This is a genomic window from Brucella pseudintermedia (assembly GCF_008932435.1).
Taxonomy (GTDB): Bacteria; Pseudomonadota; Alphaproteobacteria; order Rhizobiales; family Rhizobiaceae; genus Brucella; species Brucella pseudintermedia.
The window spans coordinates 23,372-42,394 of record NZ_WBWE01000021.1; the positions used below are offsets into that span (position 1 = coordinate 23,372).

The following is a 19,023-nucleotide window of genomic DNA, read 5'->3' on the forward strand; positions in this document are numbered from 1 at the left end:
TAATAGCTTGTAATATTGATGAACACTAAAGCCTAAAGCAGCAATCTCGAGTATAAGCGATTGCTAAAAACCATCTGAAAACAACATCATTCAGCACGAAGCTACTTTCACGCAGTTTTTACCCCGAGATTTATCCCCAGAAGCTTTTCCGCGATCATACGACCTATGGGTATGGAAGATGTCGCAGCAGGTGACGGCGCATTGCAAACATGAAGCATTCTCTCCGTTTCCCTGAAGAGAAAATCATGCACCAGCGTCCCGTCATCAAGCACGGCTTGCGCGCGTATTCCGGCCCCCGGCGCACCAAGATCGGAAAGCTCCAGCGTCGGGCAATATTTCCGGCATTCCTTTAGATAGCGCGCGCGAGACGCGGAATTACCGAACTCGGACAGTGCCGATCGCCAGTTCTTCACGGCCATCTTCCAGAAGCCGGGGAATGCCGCCATGTCTGCAACATCGCCCGCACGGAAACTGCCCTTGTCATAACCTTCGCGCGAAAAGCCCAGAACCGCATTCGGGCCGACAGTAACGCCGCCATCAATCGTTCGCGTCAAATGGATGCCGAGGAACGGCAGGTCGGGATCGGGAATGGGATAGATCAGATGCTTGACGATATTCGCTTTCGACTGCGGCAAGGTGTAGTATTCGCCGCGAAACGGCACGATGCGGTGACGGATATCCAGCCCGGCAAGACGCGCAATGCGGTCCGACTGCAATCCGGCACAAGCAACCAGTTTGAAAGCACGCACGGTTTCGCCATTCACCGTCACCGCAACGCCGGTGTCATCCTCCCGGATCGCGGTCACCGGCGAATTGAGCCGAACGATACCGCCGCGCTCGACGATTTCGGCCGCCATGGCCCGCGATACCCTCGCATAATCGACAATGCCCGTCGCAGGCACGAGAAGCGCCCCCACTCCTGCAACCGCGGGTTCGACCTTGCGGAGCGCCTGCTGATCCACATGCTGGAACGCGATATCGTTCTGGACCGCACGTCTGGCCAGGGCCTCCATGCGCTCCAATTCTGGCGTGGAGGTCGCGACCAGCAGTTTGCCGCATGTTTCGAAGGGGATGGAATATTGCCTGCAAAAGGCTTTCGTGGCTTCCGCACCCGCCCGGCACAATTGCGCCTTCAACGAACCCGGCTGATAATAGATTCCGGCATGAATGACGCCGCTATTGTGCCCCGTCTGATGCCGCGCGAAATCGCTTTCCTTCTCCAGCAGAATGATCCTTGCGCCCGGCTCGGCTTCCTGCATGGCTTTTGCTGTCGCGAGCCCGACAATGCCGCCGCCGATGACGCAGTAATCATAGTCTGCCACGAAGTCCCCTCCTCATGCCCTCTCCGACGCGCGCCCTGCCTTGCTGCCGCCTTGCAGGGTGATTACCTGTTACTTATACGATTGCAGCCTTGGTTGCAGCACCGCAAAATGGCATTCTTTGCCAAATCCGGTTCCCCCTTGCGGAGATGTTACATGCGCCATCAGTTCGACCTTTTTGCTCCTTCCCACGGGGAAAGGGAGGAACGGGCAGAACTCCGCCCTGCACGCAGCAGGTCCGGCAAGGCAACCAGCATCGATGAAGCGGAGATGGTGAAGCGCCTGAAAGAAAGCGGGCGCTACCGCATCCTGCAACGGCTCGATCCGCCGCCGACCGTTTCCGATGCCGACAGCGTCGCCTTCCCGCGTCTGGGCGTTATCGTCGACACGGAAACAACTGGCCTCAATCCGGCGCAGGAAGAAATCATCGAAATCGGTGCAGTGGCCTTTCGCTATGCGGACGACGGATCGATAGGCGATGTCTGCGCCACGTTCGGCGCGCTGCAACAGCCATCGAAGCCGATCCCGGCTGATATTACCCGCATCACCGGCATCACCGACGAAATGGTGAAGGGACAGACAATCCCGCGCGAGAAGCTGGACGCGCTCATCGCCGAAGCCGACCTGATCATCGCGCATAATGCCGGTTTCGACCGCCCGTTTCTGGAACGTTTTTCCATCGCCTTCGCCAGCAAGCCGTGGGCCTGTTCGGTCAAGGAGATCGACTGGACCGCGCGCGGCTTTGAGGGCACCAAGCTTGGCTACCTGATCGGCCAGAGCGGCTATTTTCACAACGGCCACAGGGCCGAAGACGATTGCCAGGCTCTGCTCGCTGTGTTGAGGGAACAGTCAGGCGAGACCACGCCTTTTGCCGAACTGCTGAAGGCAAGCCAGCGCGCGCGGATGCGCATCTATGCCGAAAACAGTCCTTTCGAAATGAAGGATCACCTCAAGGCGCGCGGCTATCGCTGGTCGGACGGCAGTGACGGCCGCCCGAAATCATGGTGGACGGAAATCGGCGAAGAAGAACTCGAAGCCGAACTCGACTATCTGCGCACCGAGATTTATGGCTGGCGCGACGCCGACCCGCTGATCCAGAAGCTCACTGCCACGGACCGTTACAAGGAACGGGCGCCGCTGCGGGCGAAGAAGTAAAGAGGCTGCATTCAGCGCCGCCCTCATCCTGAGGAGGTGACCTGAGCGTAGCGAAGGTTACCGTCTCGAAGGATGAGAGGCGGGATTTGGCGATCACGCGATAACGGGCCATGGGCGTTGCACCGGCCGCATCTCCTCATAAGCCCTTGCAAGGCGCAACACGCCCAGATCGTCGAAACGCTGGCCGAAAATCTGCAAGCCGATGGGCAGGCCCTTCGATGTGTAGCCGCAATTGATTGAAATCGCGGGCTGTTCCGACATGTTCATCGCGACCGTAAAGGCAATGTGCTCGAACGGGCGCTGCGGATCGTTGACTGGAGAGGCCCATTCCGCCGGATAGGTCGGCATCGGCGCGGTCGGCGAAATGATGAAATCGAAGCCCTTGGAAGCCGCGAGCGCGGCATTGCGCATGGCGTCCATCTGGGCAAAACCGAGATAGACTTCCTCGCCGGAAAGCCCTTCGGCGGTTTCGGTCCATTGATAGATGTAAGGCAGGATTTTCGCCCGGTTTTCCGGCGTCATCTTCTTGATGTCCGACCAGGAGCGCGCGCGCCAGAACCGATCCAGACCGTCAATCATGGTGCGGTTCAGGAACGGCGCAACCGGTTCGATGATCGCGCCCGCATCGGCAAATGCTTTCGCGGCTGCTTCAACGGCGGCGCGGGTTTCATCCCCGGTCGGTTCGCCAAAACCGGCATCGAGCCACAGGCCGATCTTCAGGCCCTTGACGTCGATATTGAGGTCCATCCAGTCGATGTCCTGATAAGGCAGGCTCATGGCGTCGCGGCGGTCGGGCCGCGACAGCACCGACATGTAAAGCGCGCTGTCGGCGACAGTGCGGGTCATCGGCCCGGCCACGCGACCAAGAAACGGCGGATCGATGGGAATGCGCCCGAAGGAGGGCTTCAGTCCGACGAGACCGCACCAGCCCGCAGGCAGGCGGATGGAACCGCCAATATCCGTGCCGATATGCAAGGGACCGTAACCGGCGGCAGCCGCACTTCCCGCTCCCGCGCTGGATCCGCCCGGATTGGTGTTCAAGTCCCACGGATTGCGCGCCAGCTTGTGAAAGCTCGACAGGCCCGAAGACAACATGCCGAGATCAGGCATGGTCGTCTTGGCCAGCAACACGCCGCCAGCCTCACGGCTGCGCGCCGCAGGCGGAGCGTCGGCGGCGGCAGGCTTTAGCGGCAGCGCAGCGCAGCCGAGCGGCACTGGCGTTCCTTCGGTGGCGATATTCTCCTTGATCGTCAGCGGCACACCATCGATGGGACCGGCAGGCTCACCCTTCGACCAGCGTGCTTCGGAGGCTTTCGCTGCCGCCCGCGCCGCATCCGGATCATAGGCCCAAAGCGCATTCAGCTTCGGCTCATAGGCTTCGATACGGGCGATGACCGCTTCCGTGACTTCGACCGGCGACAGCGACTTCGCCTTATAGGCGGACACGAGTTCGACGGCTGACAAATCGGCAAGATTCGACATAGGGATTCCTCAAATCACTCAGGCAATTTCAGTGTGTAGCTTGAGGGCCGTACGCGCTTGCGGCGACCCGAAAACGGCTTCGGCACGGCATCGACCAGCGCCCGGGTATAGTCATGGCGCGGATTGTCGAAGACTTCATTCGTCGGCCCCTGCTCGACAATATTGCCGCGATAGATCACGGCCACGCGGTCGGTGATGGCGCGCACGACACCCAGATCATGGCTGATGAACAGATAGGAAAGGCCGAACTTTTCCTGCAAATCCATCATCAGGTTCAAGACCTGCGCCTGAATGGAAACGTCGAGCGCCGACACCGGTTCGTCCGCGACGATTAGCGCCGGTCTGGTGATGAGCGCACGCGCAATGGCAATGCGCTGGCGCTGCCCGCCGGAAAACTCGTGCGGATATTTTTCCGCCGATGATTTCGGCAAGCCAACAGCTTCCAGCACTTCAGCCACGCGGTCGTCGCGGTCTTTGGCGCTCGTGCCGCTTTCCAGCGATACAATCGGCTCGGCAATGATGCGCTTGACCGTATGGCGCGGATCGAGCGAGCCGTAAGGGTCCTGAAAGATCGCCTGAAAGCCCTTGCGCGCCTCACGCAAGCCGGCGCGATCAAGCGCATAGATATCCTGCCCATTGATGAGGACCTGTCCGGATTGCGGACGCTCCAGCCCCATCACGGCGCGCGCCAGCGTGGATTTGCCGGAGCCACTTTCACCCACGATGCCAAGGCTTTGCCCGGCTTCGATCTCGACATTCACACCATGCAACACCCGCAATGCGCCGGGCTTGGAAAAAAACGACGCACGCGGAAGCTGGTATTCGCGCACCACATCGCGCACCTGCAAGATCATGTTGCTCATGCCAGCACCTCGCCGTCGCGCGGGTGGATACAGGCGGCGCGATGCGCAATCCCCTCGTTCTCCCCGATCAGATCCAGCCCCGGTATCGCCTTGCGGCAATCGTCCTGCACGAATGCGCAGCGGTCGGCAAAGGTGCAATAAGGCGGACGCGCCAGCGGGTCCGGCACGACACCTGGAATGGCGGCAAGCCGCTGGCGCCCCGTGCCGTGGCTGCGCACCAGCGCGGCACCATGGGGAGAAGCCTGGAACAGCCCCCGCGCATACGGATGCGCCATGCGATTGAACACCGCTTCCGTGCGTCCGGTCTCGACGATGCGGCCCGCATACATCACGGCGATGCGGTCGGTCATTTCCGAAACCACCCCAAGGTCATGGGTGATGAGCATCAGTGCCGTGCCGGTTTCATCGATCAGCTCGTCCATCAGGTCGAGAATCTGCGCCTGCACGGTTACATCGAGCGCCGTTGTCGGCTCATCGGCGATCAGCAGGTCCGGCTCGCAGGCAATCGCCATGGCGATCATCACGCGCTGGCGCTGCCCGCCGGAAAGCTGGTGCGGATAAAGATCGAGATCGAAGCGCGGCGCAGGCAAGCCGACACGATCAAGCAGCCGGCGCGCTTCACGCTCCGCATCGGCGCGGCTTTCGCCAAGATGCAGGCGGCGGCCTTCGGCGATCTGAGCGCCGATGGACTTGACCGGATTGAGCGCCGTCATCGGCTCCTGAAAGATCATCGCCATGCGCCGCCCGCGCATCTTGCAGAGTTCCGCTTCAGGCTTGTTCGCCAGATCCTCGCCGTCGAAGCGCAAGCGACCGCGCACACGCATCCGGTCGGGCAGCAGGCCCATGGCGGCAAGAGCGGTGATCGACTTGCCGCTGCCGGATTCCCCCACGACGCCGAGGCGCTCGCCGCGATTGAGCGTCAGGGTAATGTCGGACACGATATCGGCGACCTTGAGACCGATCGGCAGTTCGACGGACATAGCGTCCATTTCAAGCAAAGGTGTTGTCATCTCTGCCTCCTGACGCGCGGATCGAGCACATCGCGCAATCCGTCACCCAGCATGTTGAGGCCAAGCACGGCGAGCGTGATGGCAAGGCCGGGGAAAATGGCGAGCCATGGCGCGTCGTAGATGAAAGTCTGTGCATCGTTGAGCATCTTGCCCCAGCTCGGCATCGGCGGCTGGGTGCCAAGCCCCACATAGGACAGGCCCGCTTCCGCAACGATGGCGAGGGCGAACTGGATCGTCGCCTGCACGATCAGCACATGGTTGATATTGGGCAGCACATGCAAAAGCGTGATCGAAATATCGCCGCGCCCCGCACAACGCGCCGCCTGCACATATTCGCGCTTCCAAAGGCCGAGCGATGCGCCGCGCGTCACGCGGGCAAAAACCGGGATGTTGAAAATGCCGATGGCGATCATCGCATTGACAGCGCCGGGCCCGAAAATGGCGGTAATGATGACAGCAGTAAGAAGCGCTGGAAACGCGAAGGCGAGATCGGTCATGCGCATGACGAAACCATCGATCAGCCCGCCACGCGCCGCCGCAAGCGACCCGAGTGGAATACCGATACCGGCCCCAACCAGCACCGCGATGATCGACACGGCGATGGAATTGCGTGCGCCGACCATGATCATGGAAAACACGTCGCGTCCAAAATTATCCGTACCGAACAGATGATTGAAGCTCGGCCCCTGCAACTTGTCGCGGAAGTTCATCGCCGTCGGCGAATAAGGTGTCCAGACATAGGAGATGACGGCCATCGCGATCAGAATGATCGTGATGAGCGAGCCGACGGCCAGACTGCGGCTGGTCAATATCGTTTTGAATATGCCCGGTTTGGGGAAAGCCTGCGCCTCGCTCATCGGCTGCCTCCCGTCGAAAGGCGCGGGTCGATAAAGCCATAGACCAGATCGACAACGAAATTGACCGCGATCACGGAAGCCGCCAGCAGCGTCACCAGCGACTGCACGGTCACGAGATCGCGCTGCGCAATGGCCTGAAACACCAGCCGTCCAAGGCCGGGCAGATTGAAGACGTTTTCGATGATGATGGTTCCTGCCAGCAGAAAGGAAAATTGCAGGCCGATGATGGTGACAACAGGGATCAGCGCATTGGGCACCGCATGACGCCAGAGCGCGGCCTTGCGCGTCAGGCCCTTGGCGCGCGCGGTCCGCACGAAATCCTCACCCAAGGTTTCGATGACGGCGGATCGGGTGACGCGGGCCAGAATGGCGGCAAGCGGCAGGGCCAGCGCCAATGCGGGGAGGAACAGCGAACGGATGCCGTTCCAGAACCCGCCTTCCCAGCCCGCGAAACCCGAAGCCGGAAACCAGCCAAGCTGCAAGGCGAAGAGCAGGATCAGAAGCAGGCCGAGCCAGAAATTCGGGATCGCGACACCGACCTGCGCCACGCCCATGGAGAGCACATCGCCGGTCTTGCCGCGCTTGGACGCCGCATAGACGCCGACCGGAATGGCAACCGCGACCGACAGCACCATCGACAGAAGCGCCAACGGCAGCGTGACCATGATGCGCGGCCCGAGCAATTCACTGATCGGCACGGAATAGGTGTAGCTGGTGCCGAAATCACCTTTCAGAAAGCCGCCAATCCATGTGAGATAGCGCCACCAGAGCGGCTGATCGAGACCAAGCTGTTTGTGAAGCGCGGCCAATGTTTCAGGCTGCGCATTGATACCCAGGATCACCGCTGCCGGATCGCCCGGCAGCACCTGCATGAGCAGAAAGACGATGACGGAAGCCGCAAGCGTCGTAAGCAGGAGCGAAACCAGTCGCCCGGATATATAAGCCAGCAAAACGACCTCCTTGAAAAGACGGATATCCGCTTTTCACATTCCAATTCGCCGCACACCCTCCCCTTGTCTTTATGGGACGTACAGCCATTCATGGTGTTGTCCGCCCCTTTGCAAAAGCGCCGGGGCGGATGTTTTATTCGGCCCAATAGGCTTGCGTCAGATCGTCAGCCGGGATCGGCATGTTCTTCCACAGGCCCTTTACGTTCTTGTTCCACACGCCGATTTTCGGCAGCGCATAGAGGAAGACGTTCGGTTCGTCAGCGGCAAGCTTTTCCTGCAGCTTCTTTACGAGTTCGAGCTGTTCCTCGTCGCTTCCGGCCTCTGCGTAAGCCTTGTAGAGCGCCTTGTATTCCGGGTTCTGATAGTTGAAGTAATATTTGTCGCGGGCGTAGATATCGAGATCGCGCGCTTCCGTGTGCGCGATGATCGTCGCGTCGAAATCCGACCGCTTGAACACCTGATCCAGCCACTGGGCGAACTCGATCGGGACGAGATTGGCCTGAATGCCAACTTCCGCCAGCATGGCCGCGATGATCTCGCCGCCGCGTCGCGCATAGGCCGGTGGCGGAAGCGTGATGGTGATTGACGTGCCTGCCGGAACGCCTGCTTCTTCCAGCAACTGCTTCGCCTTCGCCGGATCATACGGATAGGTCTGCGAGAGATCGACATAGCCCGGATCGACTGGCGCATAATGCGAGCCGATCGGCGTGCCGAAGCCGGAATAAACGCCTTCGATCAGCGCCTTGCTGTCGATGGCATGGGCCAGCGCCTGACGCACCTTCACATTGTCGAACGGAGCCTTGGCATTGTTGAGCGACAGCAGAACCTTGCCCGCCGTATCGCCCACTTCAACCTGCAACTTGTCGTCGCTCTTGAAGCGGCTGATCAGTTCCGGTGCCTGGAACATCGGGAAGACATCGATGTCACCGGCAAGGATGGCAGCGGCAGCAGCCGACGGATCGCTCACAAAGCGGAACGTGACGGCGGAAAGCTTCGCAGGCTCGCCCCAGTAATCCGGGTTACGCTCCAGCTCCACGCGGTCGCCCTGCACCCAGCGCTTGAACTTGAATGGACCTGTACCCACCGGCTTGGTCTTGTTCTCCGCTGCCGAATTCGGCGCGACCATCACCGCATCGCCCCAGCCCATATTGAACAGGAAGTTCGAGGTCGGGCGCTTCAGCGTAACGACGGCGGTCGCCGGATCAGGACATTCCGTGCTTGCAATCGGCTCGAACAAGCCCTTTTGCGCATTGGTGGAATCGGGCGCCACCGCGCGCTCATAGGAGAATTTCACGACCGAGCAGTCGAACGGCGTGCCGTCATGGAACTTCACGCCGGAACGCAGCTTGAACGTATAGGTTTTCTTGTCGTCGGAGACGGTCCAGCTTTCAGCCAGAAGCGGCTTCACCGTGCCGTCCTCGACAATCCGAACCAGACCTTCATAAAGGTTCGCATAGGTAACCTGCCGGATACCGGCGGCGGCGTTGGCGGTCGGATCGAGGCCCGGCGGCTCCAGCACTTCGCCGACCACCAGCGTATCTTTCGCAAAAGCACCGTTGATCGATGCCAGCATCGCGGCTGTGACCAGCCCGGCTTTCAGCAGCTTACCCATGGTTCCCCTGTTTCCTTCTTTATTTAAATCGAGCGCCCGCCATCCACGTCGAGCGCAACCCCTGTAATCATAGAGGCAGCGGGCGAGCAAAGGAAAGCCGCAGCTTCAGCCAGATCGTCGGGTTTCAACAGGCGGCCCATCGGGATGGAATCGCGGAATTTTTTGCGGATTTCCTCGGTGTCCTCACCCATGAAGGTGGTGAGCAGCGGCGTTTCACCGGCAACCGGATTAAGCGCCACAACGCGAATTTTCGCGGGCGCAAGTTCGATGGCCAGCGCCTTCGTGACCGACACGACCCAGCCCTTTGTGGCATTGTACCAGGCAAGATTCGGACGCGGACGCCCGGCTCCGGTCGAAGCGACGTTGAGAATTACGCCCTCACTGTTACTCTTGAAATGCGGAATGAGCTTGCGCGTCATCAGATAAACGCCGCGCACATTGACGCCGAGAATGCGGTCGAACTCTTCCGGCTCCACCAGTTCGGCATTTTGCGGCTTGTGACCGATCCCGGCATTGTTGATCAGAATATCGACCTTGCCGAATTTCGACAGGGCAGCTTCCACCGCCGCATCCACATCACTTTCCTTGGAGATATCGGCAGCAACGGCCAGCGCCGCATCGCCAATTTCACCCGCAACGCGTTTCGCGCCCGCCTCGTCGCGGTCAACGATGACGACCTTTGCGCCGCCATCGGCAAAGCGCTTTGCCATGCCTTCGCCAAACCCCGAACCTGCTCCCGTGATGAGCGCGACCTTACCTTCAAGCGACATCGTGCTTTACCCTAACCATGATATACAGAAATCGTCTTCAGCGAGGCGAATCCATAGAGCGCCTCGAAACCCTTCTCACGGCCATGGCCGGATTTTTTCACGCCGCCGAACGGCAGCTCGATGCCGCCGCCAGCGCCATAATTATTGATGAAGACCTGACCGGAATGGATGGCGCGGGCCAGGCGGAATTGGCGTCCGCCATCATTCGTCCAGATACCGCAAACGAGGCCATAGGATGTACCATTGGCAATGGCGATGGCTTCCTCTTCCGTGTCGAAAGGCAGGATAACCTGCACCGGACCAAATATTTCTTCCTGCGCCAGACGATGATCGGCAGGCACGTCGCGGATCAGCGTCGGCAGGACATAGGCCCCGCCTTCGGGCGCATCTTCTGCGAGCACCCCTTGCGCGGCGATGGCCAAGCCGCTTTCCTTCGCCAGATCGAGATAGCCATCGACAATCGCCTTCTGGCGCTGCGAAACAACCGGGCCGACAGACAGGTCGGCGCTGGCCGGACCAACCTTCAATGCGCGGTAGCGCTCGCTCATGCGGGCGACGACTTCCTCATAAATGCTGCGCTCGACCAGAATGCGCGAAGAGGCCGAGCAGGTCTGACCGGCATTCTGGATGCCTGCGTTGACCAGAAACGGCAAGGCACGGTCGAGATCGGCATCAGCGAAGACGATCTGCGGCGATTTTCCGCCGAGTTCCAGCGTCACCGGCACGGTGTTCTTCGCCGCCGCCGCCTGCACCGCCTCGCCCGTGCGCACCGATCCGGTAAATGAGATGTGATTGACGTCAGGATGTTCGGAAAGCGCCGCACCGGCTTCCGCGCCAAGCCCCGTCACCACGTTCAGCGCGCCCTTCGGCAAGCCCGCCTTTTCGGCGATCTTCGCAAATTCGAGGATCGTGAGGCAGGCTTCTTCGGCAGGCTTCACCACGGCTGCATTGCCCATTGCCAGTGCCGCACCAAGGCTGCGCCCCAGAATCTGCATCGGATAGTTCCACGGAATGATATGGCCCGTGACACCATGCGGCTCATAGATCGACAGGACCGTGAAGCCGTTCTGATAGGGCAGCGTATCGCCATGCACCTTGTCGGCGGAGGCGCCGTAAAACTCAAGGTAACGCGCCAGCGCCACCACATCGGCACGAGCCTGCGTGACCGGCTTGCCGACATCCTTCGATTCCAGATCGGTCAGGAGGTCGATATTCTTCAAGACCTCTTCCGAAATGCGATGCAGCACGCGGCCACGCTCGGTCGCCGTCAGCCTGCCCCAGTCGCCCGAAAGCGCGCTGCGGGCCGCAGCTACCGCCAGGTCGATATCGGCCTTGGCGCCGCGCGCAATCAGCGCCAGATCGCTGCCATCGGACGGGTTTTTGAGCGTGATATGCTCGCCGCCAACGGCATCCTGCCACTGGCCCGCGATGAAATTGCCATAACGGAGCAAGCCGGCTCCTCCCGTCTTGTTCTCATGCTTCATTTTCGTTCTCCCGAAGCGGCATTCCCGCCTCCAGTCTTGCCGTGGTTGCGCGGATATGGGCCCGCGCCAGCCGCTCGGCCTCCTCACCGTCACGCGAAGCGATGGCCTCGACGATGGCTCCATGCTCGCGGATTGCATCGCGCGCCCGATCAACCGACAGCGAAAAGGACGGCGCAAAAACCTGCGATGTCATGCGCAACAGCGGCACGAAGGCAATCAGCGAAGCATTGCCCGCCGTGTTCATCACCGCCATATGAAAATCGACATTGGATTGGGTATAGGCCTTCGGGTCCCACGGATCGACAACCGCGCCCTGCCCCACAACATGCGCGCGCAGCTTTGCGATATCCGTTTCCGTCGCCCGTTCGGCGGCAAAACGCGCCGCGACCCCATCCAGCACTTCACGCACCGCATAGGCGTCGATCAGGCGGGTAAGATCAGCAGAAGCGACGCGCACGCCCCGCCCCGGCAGGTGAATGACCAGCCCGTCACGCTCCAGAACACGCAAGGCTTCGCGCAACGGCGTGCGGCTGATGCCGAACTCGGCCGCGATATGTTCCTGCCTGAGTATCGCGCCCGGCGCGTAATCACCCGCATAAATTCGCTCGCGAAGCGCCTCTGCCACTTCGTCCAGCAAACGGGTCTGACTGCGCCATTCAAAAGCCGCCAATCGAAAAGCCTCCCAACTTTTCTGGACACAATATCCTGGATACAAAATCAGTCAATCTGAAAACCAATTTGCTTTTCAGAAATTAAGCTGGAATGAAAAGACCGGAAATTTCGTAAATGGCGCTTGAAACGATGCAAACTATCAAAGCGCCTCGAAATAGCGCCGGGCAACCCATCCGAAGATACCTCACTCGCCAACGATTTCCGCCAGCATTGCAGCGAGTTGGCGGATCTGTTCGGGTCCATTGTCCATGTGACGAATGACGATTTCCATCGGCTCGACGGACGGCAACCCCGCTGCGGCAGGCACGACACGATGACCGGGCAATGCCACCCGGGTCGGCAGCAGGCTGACGCCCAGCCCCTCGGCAACCGCGCTCTGGATACTTGCCAGGCTGGAGCTGGTGAAAACCACATGCCAGCGCCTGCCCATCCGGTCGAGAGCTTCCATCATGTCGCTGCGGTAAAGGCCGTTCGGCGGGAACGCGACAAGCGGCAGCGGATCGACATGCGATACGGGAAAACTGGCACTATCAAACCATGAAAGCGGTTCCGGCCAGCGCATCGTCCCGACCGTTTCGCCACGCTTCTGCTTCACCATGACAAGATCGAACTCGCCGGTCTCGAACCCTTTCTGCAAATCACGGCTGAGGCCGCTTGTCACTTCGAGTTTCGTATTTGGGTGGGCGCGCATGAAACGCGCCAGAGCAGGCGTCACCAGCCGCGAGGCGAAATCTTCCGGCAGGCCGAGGCGGAACACGGCGGCGAGCGCCGTGCCGGTCATTGCGGCTGTGGCCTCGTCATGCAGGTGCAATATGCGGCGGGCATAGCCCAGCAGCTTTTCGCCCGCATCGGTCGGTCGCACATCATGCCGGGCACGTTCCAGAAGCGCCTGCCCGGCAGCTTCTTCCAGCCGGATAATCTTCTGACTCACGGTCGATTGTGTCGAATGCAGTTGCAAGGCCGCTACCGTGAAACTGCGGCTGTCGACAACAGCCACGAAGGCCCGCAAAAGATCGAGATTGAAAGAAGTATTCATAGAGCCACTGGAAGCCAGTTCAACATTTAATTTCCAAATATGTCACTCCGCTTGTATGAATGCAACAAGCAGGAGAACCAGCCGATGCGTCAAACAATATTCAGCTTGAGTGCCTTGGCATTGATTGCAGGGACCATAGTCATGACCGAACCGATATTGCCCGGCCACCATGCCGCCGCCCATGCCGAAACTTCTCTTCTTCAAGCCGCGGCAGCCGGTGACCTTGCCTCGGTCAACGCAGCCATCAAGGCTGGAGCGGATCTGGAAGCGCGTGGCAGAAACGGAGAGACGGCGCTTCTTGCCGCAACTCACGCCAACCATGTCGATGTCGCTCGCGCACTGATCGACGCTGGTGCCGACGTCAATGCCAAGGATGCCATCAAGGACAGTCCCTACCTTTATGCGGGCGCACGCGGGCACCTTGAAATTCTCAAGATGACACTTGCACATGGCGCGGACCTCAAAAGCACCAACCGCTATGGCGGAACGGCGCTCATTCCAGCCTGCGAACGCGGGCATGTCGAAACCGTGCGCACTCTGATCGAGGCTGGCGTCAAGGTCGATCACGTCAACAATCTTGGCTGGACGGCGCTTCTTGAAGCCATCATGCTGGGCGATGGCGGCCAGCGCCATGTCGAGATCGTCAAGCTGCTCATCGATGCCGGTGCCGACGTCAATCTGGCAGATAATGATGGCGTAACGCCGCTTCAACACGCCCGCAGCCGCGGCTATGCGCCGATGGTGGCACTACTGGAAAAGGCAGGCGCGAAATGAGCAGCGACAACACATTTCTCGATCAGGCCATAAAGCTCGCCTTCGATAATGTTGAAGAAGGTGGACGCCCGTTCGGCGCAGTGGTCGTCAAGGACGGCAACATCATCGCAACCGGCGTCAATCGGATGCAGGCCGATTGCGACCCGACCGCCCATGCTGAATTGCTGGCATTGCGCGCGGCAGGCAAGGCGTTGCAATCACCGCGTCTCGATGGCTGCGAAGTCTATGCCAGCGGCCAGCCCTGCCCCATGTGCTTCGCCGCGGTGCGCATGGCGGGCGTCGAGAAAATCCGTTTTGCCTATTCCAACGAGCAGGCCGAACCGTTCGGCCTTTCAACCGCGAAAATCGCCGCTGAACTCGCCAAGCCGATCAACGAACAAACCGGCATCAGCTTTGAGCACTCCCCACGGCAAAATGATCCTGAACTCTACGCAGCCTGGGAAAGCAAGAACAAGGCAGGCGCCTGAGACATGCAGACCACCAACCACGCGGCCGCGGGCAGCGGGCGCGCTCCGAGCTTTGCCCTCCTCGCGCTTGTCGTCCTGATCGGCCTCAATCTCCGTCCGTTCCTCACCGCGCCGGGACCAGTGCTTTCGGCTATCGCAGCCGATACAGGCATGGGCTTCGGTGCGCTGTCCCTGCTCACCTTCCTGCCCATGATGCTGATGGGGCTCGGCGCTTTTGCAACCCCGCGCATCCAGTCGCTGTTCGGCACCCGGCGCAGCATGTTCGCAGCGCTTGCCATTCTTGCAGCAGGCTCCCTTCTGCGCGGCTTCGTGCCGGACGGCGTTTCGCTGGTGCTGACCGCCGTCTTGTGCGGCGCAGGCGTGGCGATGATTCAGGCCTTGATGCCCGGCCTCATCAAGGCCAGCTTCCCGTCGAGCATTGCCCCAGTCACGGGGCTCTACTCAGCCATGATCATGGCGGGCGGCGCACTCGGCGCGCGGCTGACACCATGGCTTGCGGGAAGCCAGCATAACTGGCGGCTAGCCCTTGGCGTTCTTGCAATCCCCGCAATACTGGCCCTGCTGACCGCAATTCCCATTCTCCGCGAAACATCATCCTCCGGCAAAAAAACCGGAATAACCGGTCATCTGCTGCGCCGCCCACGCACCTGGGTGCTCATGGCTGCTTTCGGTCTGGTCAATGCCGGTTATTCATCCATGGTTGCGTGGCTCGCTCCCTATTACCAGTCGCTCGGTCTTGCTGCCTCCACCACCGGCGATCTCGTCGCGGCAATGGCAGTCGCGCAGGCGCTCGCGGCATTCGGACTGCCTCTGCTCGCCCGCCGCGGCACCGACCGCCGCCCCTTCCTGCTGCTGACATTGGCCATGCAGGCGGTCGGCTTCGCTGGCCTTGCCTTTGCGCCGCACTTTTCCCCGTTTTTCTGGTCCGCCATCTGCGGCGCAGGTCTCGGCGGCAGCTTCGCCCTTGCGATGATTACATCGCTCGACCATCTGCCCAGGCCCGACGAAGCAGGCGCACTTACCGCCATGATGCAGGGCGGCGGCTTTCTGATCGCCGCTCTCGGTCCGGTCGCCACCGCGTTCCTGCATGGCCTGACCGGTTCGTTCGCATCGGGCTGGATCATGCACCTCATTCTGGTCGCAAGCATCTGCCCGCTTTATCTGAGCTTCAATCCGCGCAAATATGCGCATGTGATGAAACTGCCGGTTCAGGCGGAAAATGGCGCATGATAGCGGTATCCGGCCAGTTTGACGTTCCGTTCCCGCTGCAGCCGTGCAAGCAGCGCGCAGGCACTTCCGCCATGCGCGCTGATTTCATCCACAGCTTTGGGAAAAACCGCAAATATCTTGCACAAAGAAGCAAATTTCCCTGTTGCAATCTCCGAAGCGTTGGTCCATATAGCGCCTGTCTGACGGAAACGAACGGTTCCGGAATGACTGGCGCGAGCGGGTGTAGCTCAGGGGTAGAGCACAACCTTGCCAAGGTTGGGGTCGAGGGTTCGAATCCCTTCGCCCGCTCCAGTCACTCAAATCAGGTTTTACGAAGGCTGCCGACAGGCGGCCTTTCGTGTTTCAGGGCACCGTGTCATTTGATTTCAGCCAGAACATTTCCAGCAAAAGTGTGAAACGGTTTTGCGTTCGGAAATGCTGCAGAAAAACAAATAGATAGAGCGGTTCTAACGATTCCGTTGAAACTGGAACCGCTTTAGATCAGCTTAAACGGCAGCCCGGTAAGGAGCGCCTTTATATAGCGTTTCTTCTGAAAATAGCCATTGAGGGAAATACGCGGAATAGCCGTGACCGGCATCCTGCCAGCCCGCTGCAGCACGCCCGGCTGTGTGGTTACTCCCGCATCGAAGCCAGCTTTTGCGACGGCATTGATTTCCCGCTCACCGACTGCCGTCTTCCAGCCATACGGATAAGCGAAGGATCGCGACCTGTAGCCGGCATAGCGTTCAACAGAGGCAGTCGAATCAGCGATCTCCCTTGCCAGCCTGTCGTCATCGACACGACGCAGGTTGACATGAGTGACCGTGTGCACTCCAAGGTGCACAAGCGGATTGCGCGCCAAGTCGTGCAGTTCCGAGGGGCTCATCACCGATTCATCGACAAGAGAAATTGCGTCAATCCCCGCCATCTTCGCGGCCTTGTCAAGGCGGGCTACTGCTTCATCTTCTTCGAAACATTGCACGAACCGGACAAGCCGGGCAAAGGCCGCTGATTTCTGGCTATGGCTTTTCGAACGGACATCGACAGCGCCGTTTCCAAAGTCGAACTGGAAACAGTCGGCTTCCATCACCAATGCGGCACTGGTTCTCCACCACATGGATCGCTTGCGTTCCACAAAGCCGGTTGTGATGAAAATCGTGTAGGGAATATCGTACCGGGCAAATACGGGGGCCGCAAATTCGGCATTGTTGCGATAGCCGTCATCCAGCGTGAAGGCGACATATTTCCGTCCGTTATCCGGTTCGGAAAGCAGGTTCGGCAAATCGTGCAGGTGAACGGGCACAAGGCCTGCTTCCAGCGATGCTTCTATCGCCAATTCGAGCGTCTGCGGCGTAATCGAAAGTATTGCGTTGGGATCCAGCCTGTCTGTCGCTTCTTCCGGTTTGACGTGGTGCATCGTGAAGACCACACCGCGTCCGGCGGCAGAAGGGAAAAGCGCCGCCGCACCGGAAAAGGCGATAGCCTCCAGTCCCCCACGGATCAGCGGATATTTCAAACTGCCCTTTATCGACCGCAGCGACATGGCCAATTCTTTTTCCCCAAAAGGCTCCTACGGCAACTGCCTTGCCCCCGTTGGCCTATAGCAATTCCGTCACCCCACGTGAATTGCATTCATCCATTCACGCGAAAGGCCGCACACTGAGCGCACGGCCTTTATCACGCTCTTCGTTAACACATCAAAGCGAAGTCGAACTCTTCCACCAGTCGGTTCCGCCGTCATGCGCATATTGGTCAATTTCTGCCAGTTCCGCGGCGCTGAATTCCAGACCCTTCAGGGCACCCAGTGAATTTTCAAGCTGTGCTACCGAACTTGCCCCGATTAGCGAAGAAGTGACGCGCGGGTCTCGCAGCGTCCAGGCGATGGCCATCTGAGCCAATGTCTGGCCGCGACGTTCCGCAATGGCGTTCAGCGCCCGGATGCGGCCCAGCAGTTCTTCGTTCTGTGCGCTGGCCTTCAGCGAACCACCCTGATTCGCTCGCGCGCCCTCGGGAATTCCGTTCAGGTAGCGGGATGTCAGCAATCCTTGAGCGAGCGGCGAAAAGACGATGCACCCGGTACCCAGCCCCTCCAGCGTATCGAGCAAGCCATTTTCGATCCAGCGATTGAACATATTGTAATTGGGCTGATGGATGAAAAGCGGCACGCGCTCTTCCTTCAGGATCGCCGCTGCCTTCAGCGTCAGTTCCGGCGAATAGCTGGAAATACCCACATAAAGCGCCTTGCCCTGTCGGTGCAAATGTGCGAGCGCTCCCATCGTCTCTTCAAGCGGGGTCGTGGCGTCGACACGGTGAGAATAGAAAATGTCGACATAGTCGAGCCCCATGCGCTTCAACGACTGGTCGAGACTGGCGATCAGATATTTGCGGCTGCCGCCAATCCCGCCATATGGTCCTGGCCACATCTCCCAGCCGGCTTTTGAAGAGATGATCATCTCGTCGCGATAGGGCCGAAAATCACTGGCCATGATACGGCCGAAGTTTTCTTCCGCCGATCCGGGCGGCGGCCCATAATTGTTTGCCAGGTCGAAATGCGTCACGCCCAGATCGAACGCCCGGCGCAGGATTGCGCGACCGTTTTCATAGACATCCCGTCCGCCGAAATTATGCCAGAGGCCAAGCGAAATCGCTGGCAGATCAATGCCGCTTCGGCCGGTGCGGCGATAGATCATATCCGATTGATAACGGTCGGCCGCTGCAGAATAATGCATGATGCATCTCCATGAATGAAATGATCAATCATGCGGAAAAGCCGATGCCCCTTCCCGCATGACAGACGTGACGCATATTTGAACCCGAAAGGCACACAAGACAACGGCAATCTGTTTTATACCATTCCGGCGAACAACCGTTTCCGCTCTATCCGGATTATGCGTAGTCTACGTAATCAGTGAGCCGCTCTGACCCAACGCTCGATGCCGGTGATATGACGCGACGCCAAATAGCGGCCCCGTTTGCCATCCGTTCGATGCAATTCGGCTCACGTTGCAATGCGGATGGTGATCCTGTTTCGAAGGATATTAATTGGGATCTATTTCGCTCGTGGGGAACTGGTTCAGTAGAACAATTCCTTTTCGCCACCTTCAAGTCCTTGTGTGAGGGTGAGATTTCAGCGTCCAGCGCGTTGTCTGGGGTGCGGCTTTTGTTGGTGAGGGGAGCTATCTTAGCTCTACAAACACAAAAGCCCCGCGTTTTGTTGCGGGGCTTTGTATGTGATTTTGGTTGCGGGGGCAGGATTTGAACCTGCGGCCTTCAGGTTATGAGCCTGACGAGCTACCGAGCTGCTCCACCCCGCGCCAGGGTGTTTGTTTTAGAACCGGTTGGGTATTTTTTGCGTTTAGCGCT

17 protein-coding genes and 2 tRNA genes are annotated in these 19,023 nt (G+C 59.6%); 5 read left to right on the forward strand and 14 right to left on the reverse strand.

What is annotated here, in order from left to right:
- Positions 1-107 precede the first annotated feature (107 nt).
- Positions 108-1,322 carry an L-2-hydroxyglutarate oxidase gene (lhgO, locus tag F9K78_RS20700; protein WP_121987375.1) on the reverse strand — a complete coding sequence of 405 codons (1,215 nt, stop codon included), beginning with the start codon at positions 1,320-1,322 and terminating at the stop codon, positions 108-110.
- Between the two features lie 153 nt (positions 1,323-1,475).
- On the opposite strand from lhgO, the gene F9K78_RS20705 reads away from it, so the two are divergent.
- Positions 1,476-2,474, forward strand: a complete 999-nt coding sequence (locus F9K78_RS20705; RefSeq protein WP_121987374.1) for a 3'-5' exonuclease — start codon at positions 1,476-1,478, stop codon at positions 2,472-2,474.
- Between the two features lie 93 nt (positions 2,475-2,567).
- On the opposite strand, the gene F9K78_RS20710 is transcribed toward F9K78_RS20705, so the two are convergent.
- The 10 genes from F9K78_RS20710 to F9K78_RS20755 form a co-directional block, all read right to left on the reverse strand.
- Positions 2,568-3,956, reverse strand: a complete 1,389-nt coding sequence (locus F9K78_RS20710; RefSeq protein WP_122066389.1) for an amidase — start codon at positions 3,954-3,956, stop codon at positions 2,568-2,570.
- 14 nt (positions 3,957-3,970) lie between these two features.
- On the reverse strand, positions 3,971-4,819 hold the full coding sequence (locus F9K78_RS20715) for an ATP-binding cassette domain-containing protein (RefSeq protein WP_121987372.1): 849 nt from the start codon (positions 4,817-4,819) through the stop codon (positions 3,971-3,973).
- A complete protein-coding gene (locus F9K78_RS20720; protein ID WP_121987371.1) occupies positions 4,816-5,829 on the reverse strand; it encodes an ABC transporter ATP-binding protein in 1,014 nt (337 codons plus the stop codon). Before F9K78_RS20720 ends, F9K78_RS20715 begins: the two co-directional genes overlap by 4 nt.
- On the reverse strand, positions 5,826-6,686 hold the full coding sequence (locus tag F9K78_RS20725) for an ABC transporter permease (protein ID WP_121987370.1): 861 nt from the start codon (positions 6,684-6,686) through the stop codon (positions 5,826-5,828). The genes F9K78_RS20720 and F9K78_RS20725 overlap by 4 nt, the downstream gene beginning before the upstream one ends.
- Positions 6,683-7,636: an ABC transporter permease gene (locus F9K78_RS20730; RefSeq protein ID WP_121987369.1), complete on the reverse strand. Its 954-nt coding sequence runs from the start codon at positions 7,634-7,636 to the stop codon at positions 6,683-6,685. The genes F9K78_RS20725 and F9K78_RS20730 overlap by 4 nt, the downstream gene beginning before the upstream one ends.
- A gap of 133 nt (positions 7,637-7,769) precedes the next feature.
- The gene (locus F9K78_RS20735; protein WP_121987368.1) at positions 7,770-9,248 is read right to left on the reverse strand and encodes an ABC transporter substrate-binding protein; all 1,479 of its coding nucleotides are present in this window, start codon (positions 9,246-9,248) and stop codon (positions 7,770-7,772) included.
- Between the two features lie 23 nt (positions 9,249-9,271).
- Complete coding sequence (locus F9K78_RS20740; RefSeq protein WP_121987367.1) at positions 9,272-10,018, reverse strand: SDR family oxidoreductase; 747 nt, start codon at positions 10,016-10,018, stop codon at positions 9,272-9,274.
- A gap of 11 nt (positions 10,019-10,029) precedes the next feature.
- On the reverse strand, positions 10,030-11,502 hold the full coding sequence (locus tag F9K78_RS20745) for an aldehyde dehydrogenase family protein (protein ID WP_121987366.1): 1,473 nt from the start codon (positions 11,500-11,502) through the stop codon (positions 10,030-10,032).
- On the reverse strand, positions 11,492-12,172 hold the full coding sequence (locus F9K78_RS20750) for a GntR family transcriptional regulator (protein WP_121987365.1): 681 nt from the start codon (positions 12,170-12,172) through the stop codon (positions 11,492-11,494). The genes F9K78_RS20745 and F9K78_RS20750 overlap by 11 nt, the downstream gene beginning before the upstream one ends.
- Positions 12,173-12,358: 186 nt before the next feature.
- On the reverse strand, positions 12,359-13,210 hold the full coding sequence (locus F9K78_RS20755) for a LysR family transcriptional regulator (RefSeq protein ID WP_121987364.1): 852 nt from the start codon (positions 13,208-13,210) through the stop codon (positions 12,359-12,361).
- Positions 13,211-13,351: 141 nt separating this feature from the next.
- On the opposite strand from F9K78_RS20755, the gene F9K78_RS20760 reads away from it, so the two are divergent.
- From F9K78_RS20760 to F9K78_RS20775, 4 genes are all read left to right on the forward strand, one after another.
- Positions 13,352-13,984: an ankyrin repeat domain-containing protein gene (locus tag F9K78_RS20760; protein ID WP_235925496.1), complete on the forward strand. Its 633-nt coding sequence runs from the start codon at positions 13,352-13,354 to the stop codon at positions 13,982-13,984.
- Entirely contained in the window at positions 13,981-14,451 is a 471-nt protein-coding gene (locus F9K78_RS20765) for a nucleoside deaminase (RefSeq protein ID WP_121987362.1), read from the forward strand. Before F9K78_RS20760 ends, F9K78_RS20765 begins: the two co-directional genes overlap by 4 nt.
- Positions 14,452-14,454: 3 nt before the next feature.
- Positions 14,455-15,681 (forward strand): cyanate transporter, encoded by a 1,227-nt coding sequence (locus F9K78_RS20770; RefSeq protein ID WP_121987361.1) that lies wholly within the window; start codon positions 14,455-14,457, stop codon positions 15,679-15,681.
- 216 nt (positions 15,682-15,897) lie between these two features.
- A tRNA-Gly gene (locus F9K78_RS20775) sits at positions 15,898-15,972 on the forward strand.
- A 184-nt stretch (positions 15,973-16,156) separates the two neighbouring features.
- On the opposite strand, the gene F9K78_RS20780 is transcribed toward F9K78_RS20775, so the two are convergent.
- From F9K78_RS20780 to F9K78_RS20790, 3 genes are all read right to left on the reverse strand, one after another.
- Positions 16,157-17,203, reverse strand: a complete 1,047-nt coding sequence (locus tag F9K78_RS20780) for a polysaccharide deacetylase family protein (protein ID WP_121987360.1) — start codon at positions 17,201-17,203, stop codon at positions 16,157-16,159.
- Between the two features lie 154 nt (positions 17,204-17,357).
- On the reverse strand, positions 17,358-18,389 hold the full coding sequence (gene mgrA, locus F9K78_RS20785; protein WP_121987359.1) for an L-glyceraldehyde 3-phosphate reductase: 1,032 nt from the start codon (positions 18,387-18,389) through the stop codon (positions 17,358-17,360).
- A gap of 508 nt (positions 18,390-18,897) precedes the next feature.
- Positions 18,898-18,974: transfer RNA gene (locus F9K78_RS20790), tRNA-Met, on the reverse strand.
- Positions 18,975-19,023 lie beyond the last annotated feature (49 nt).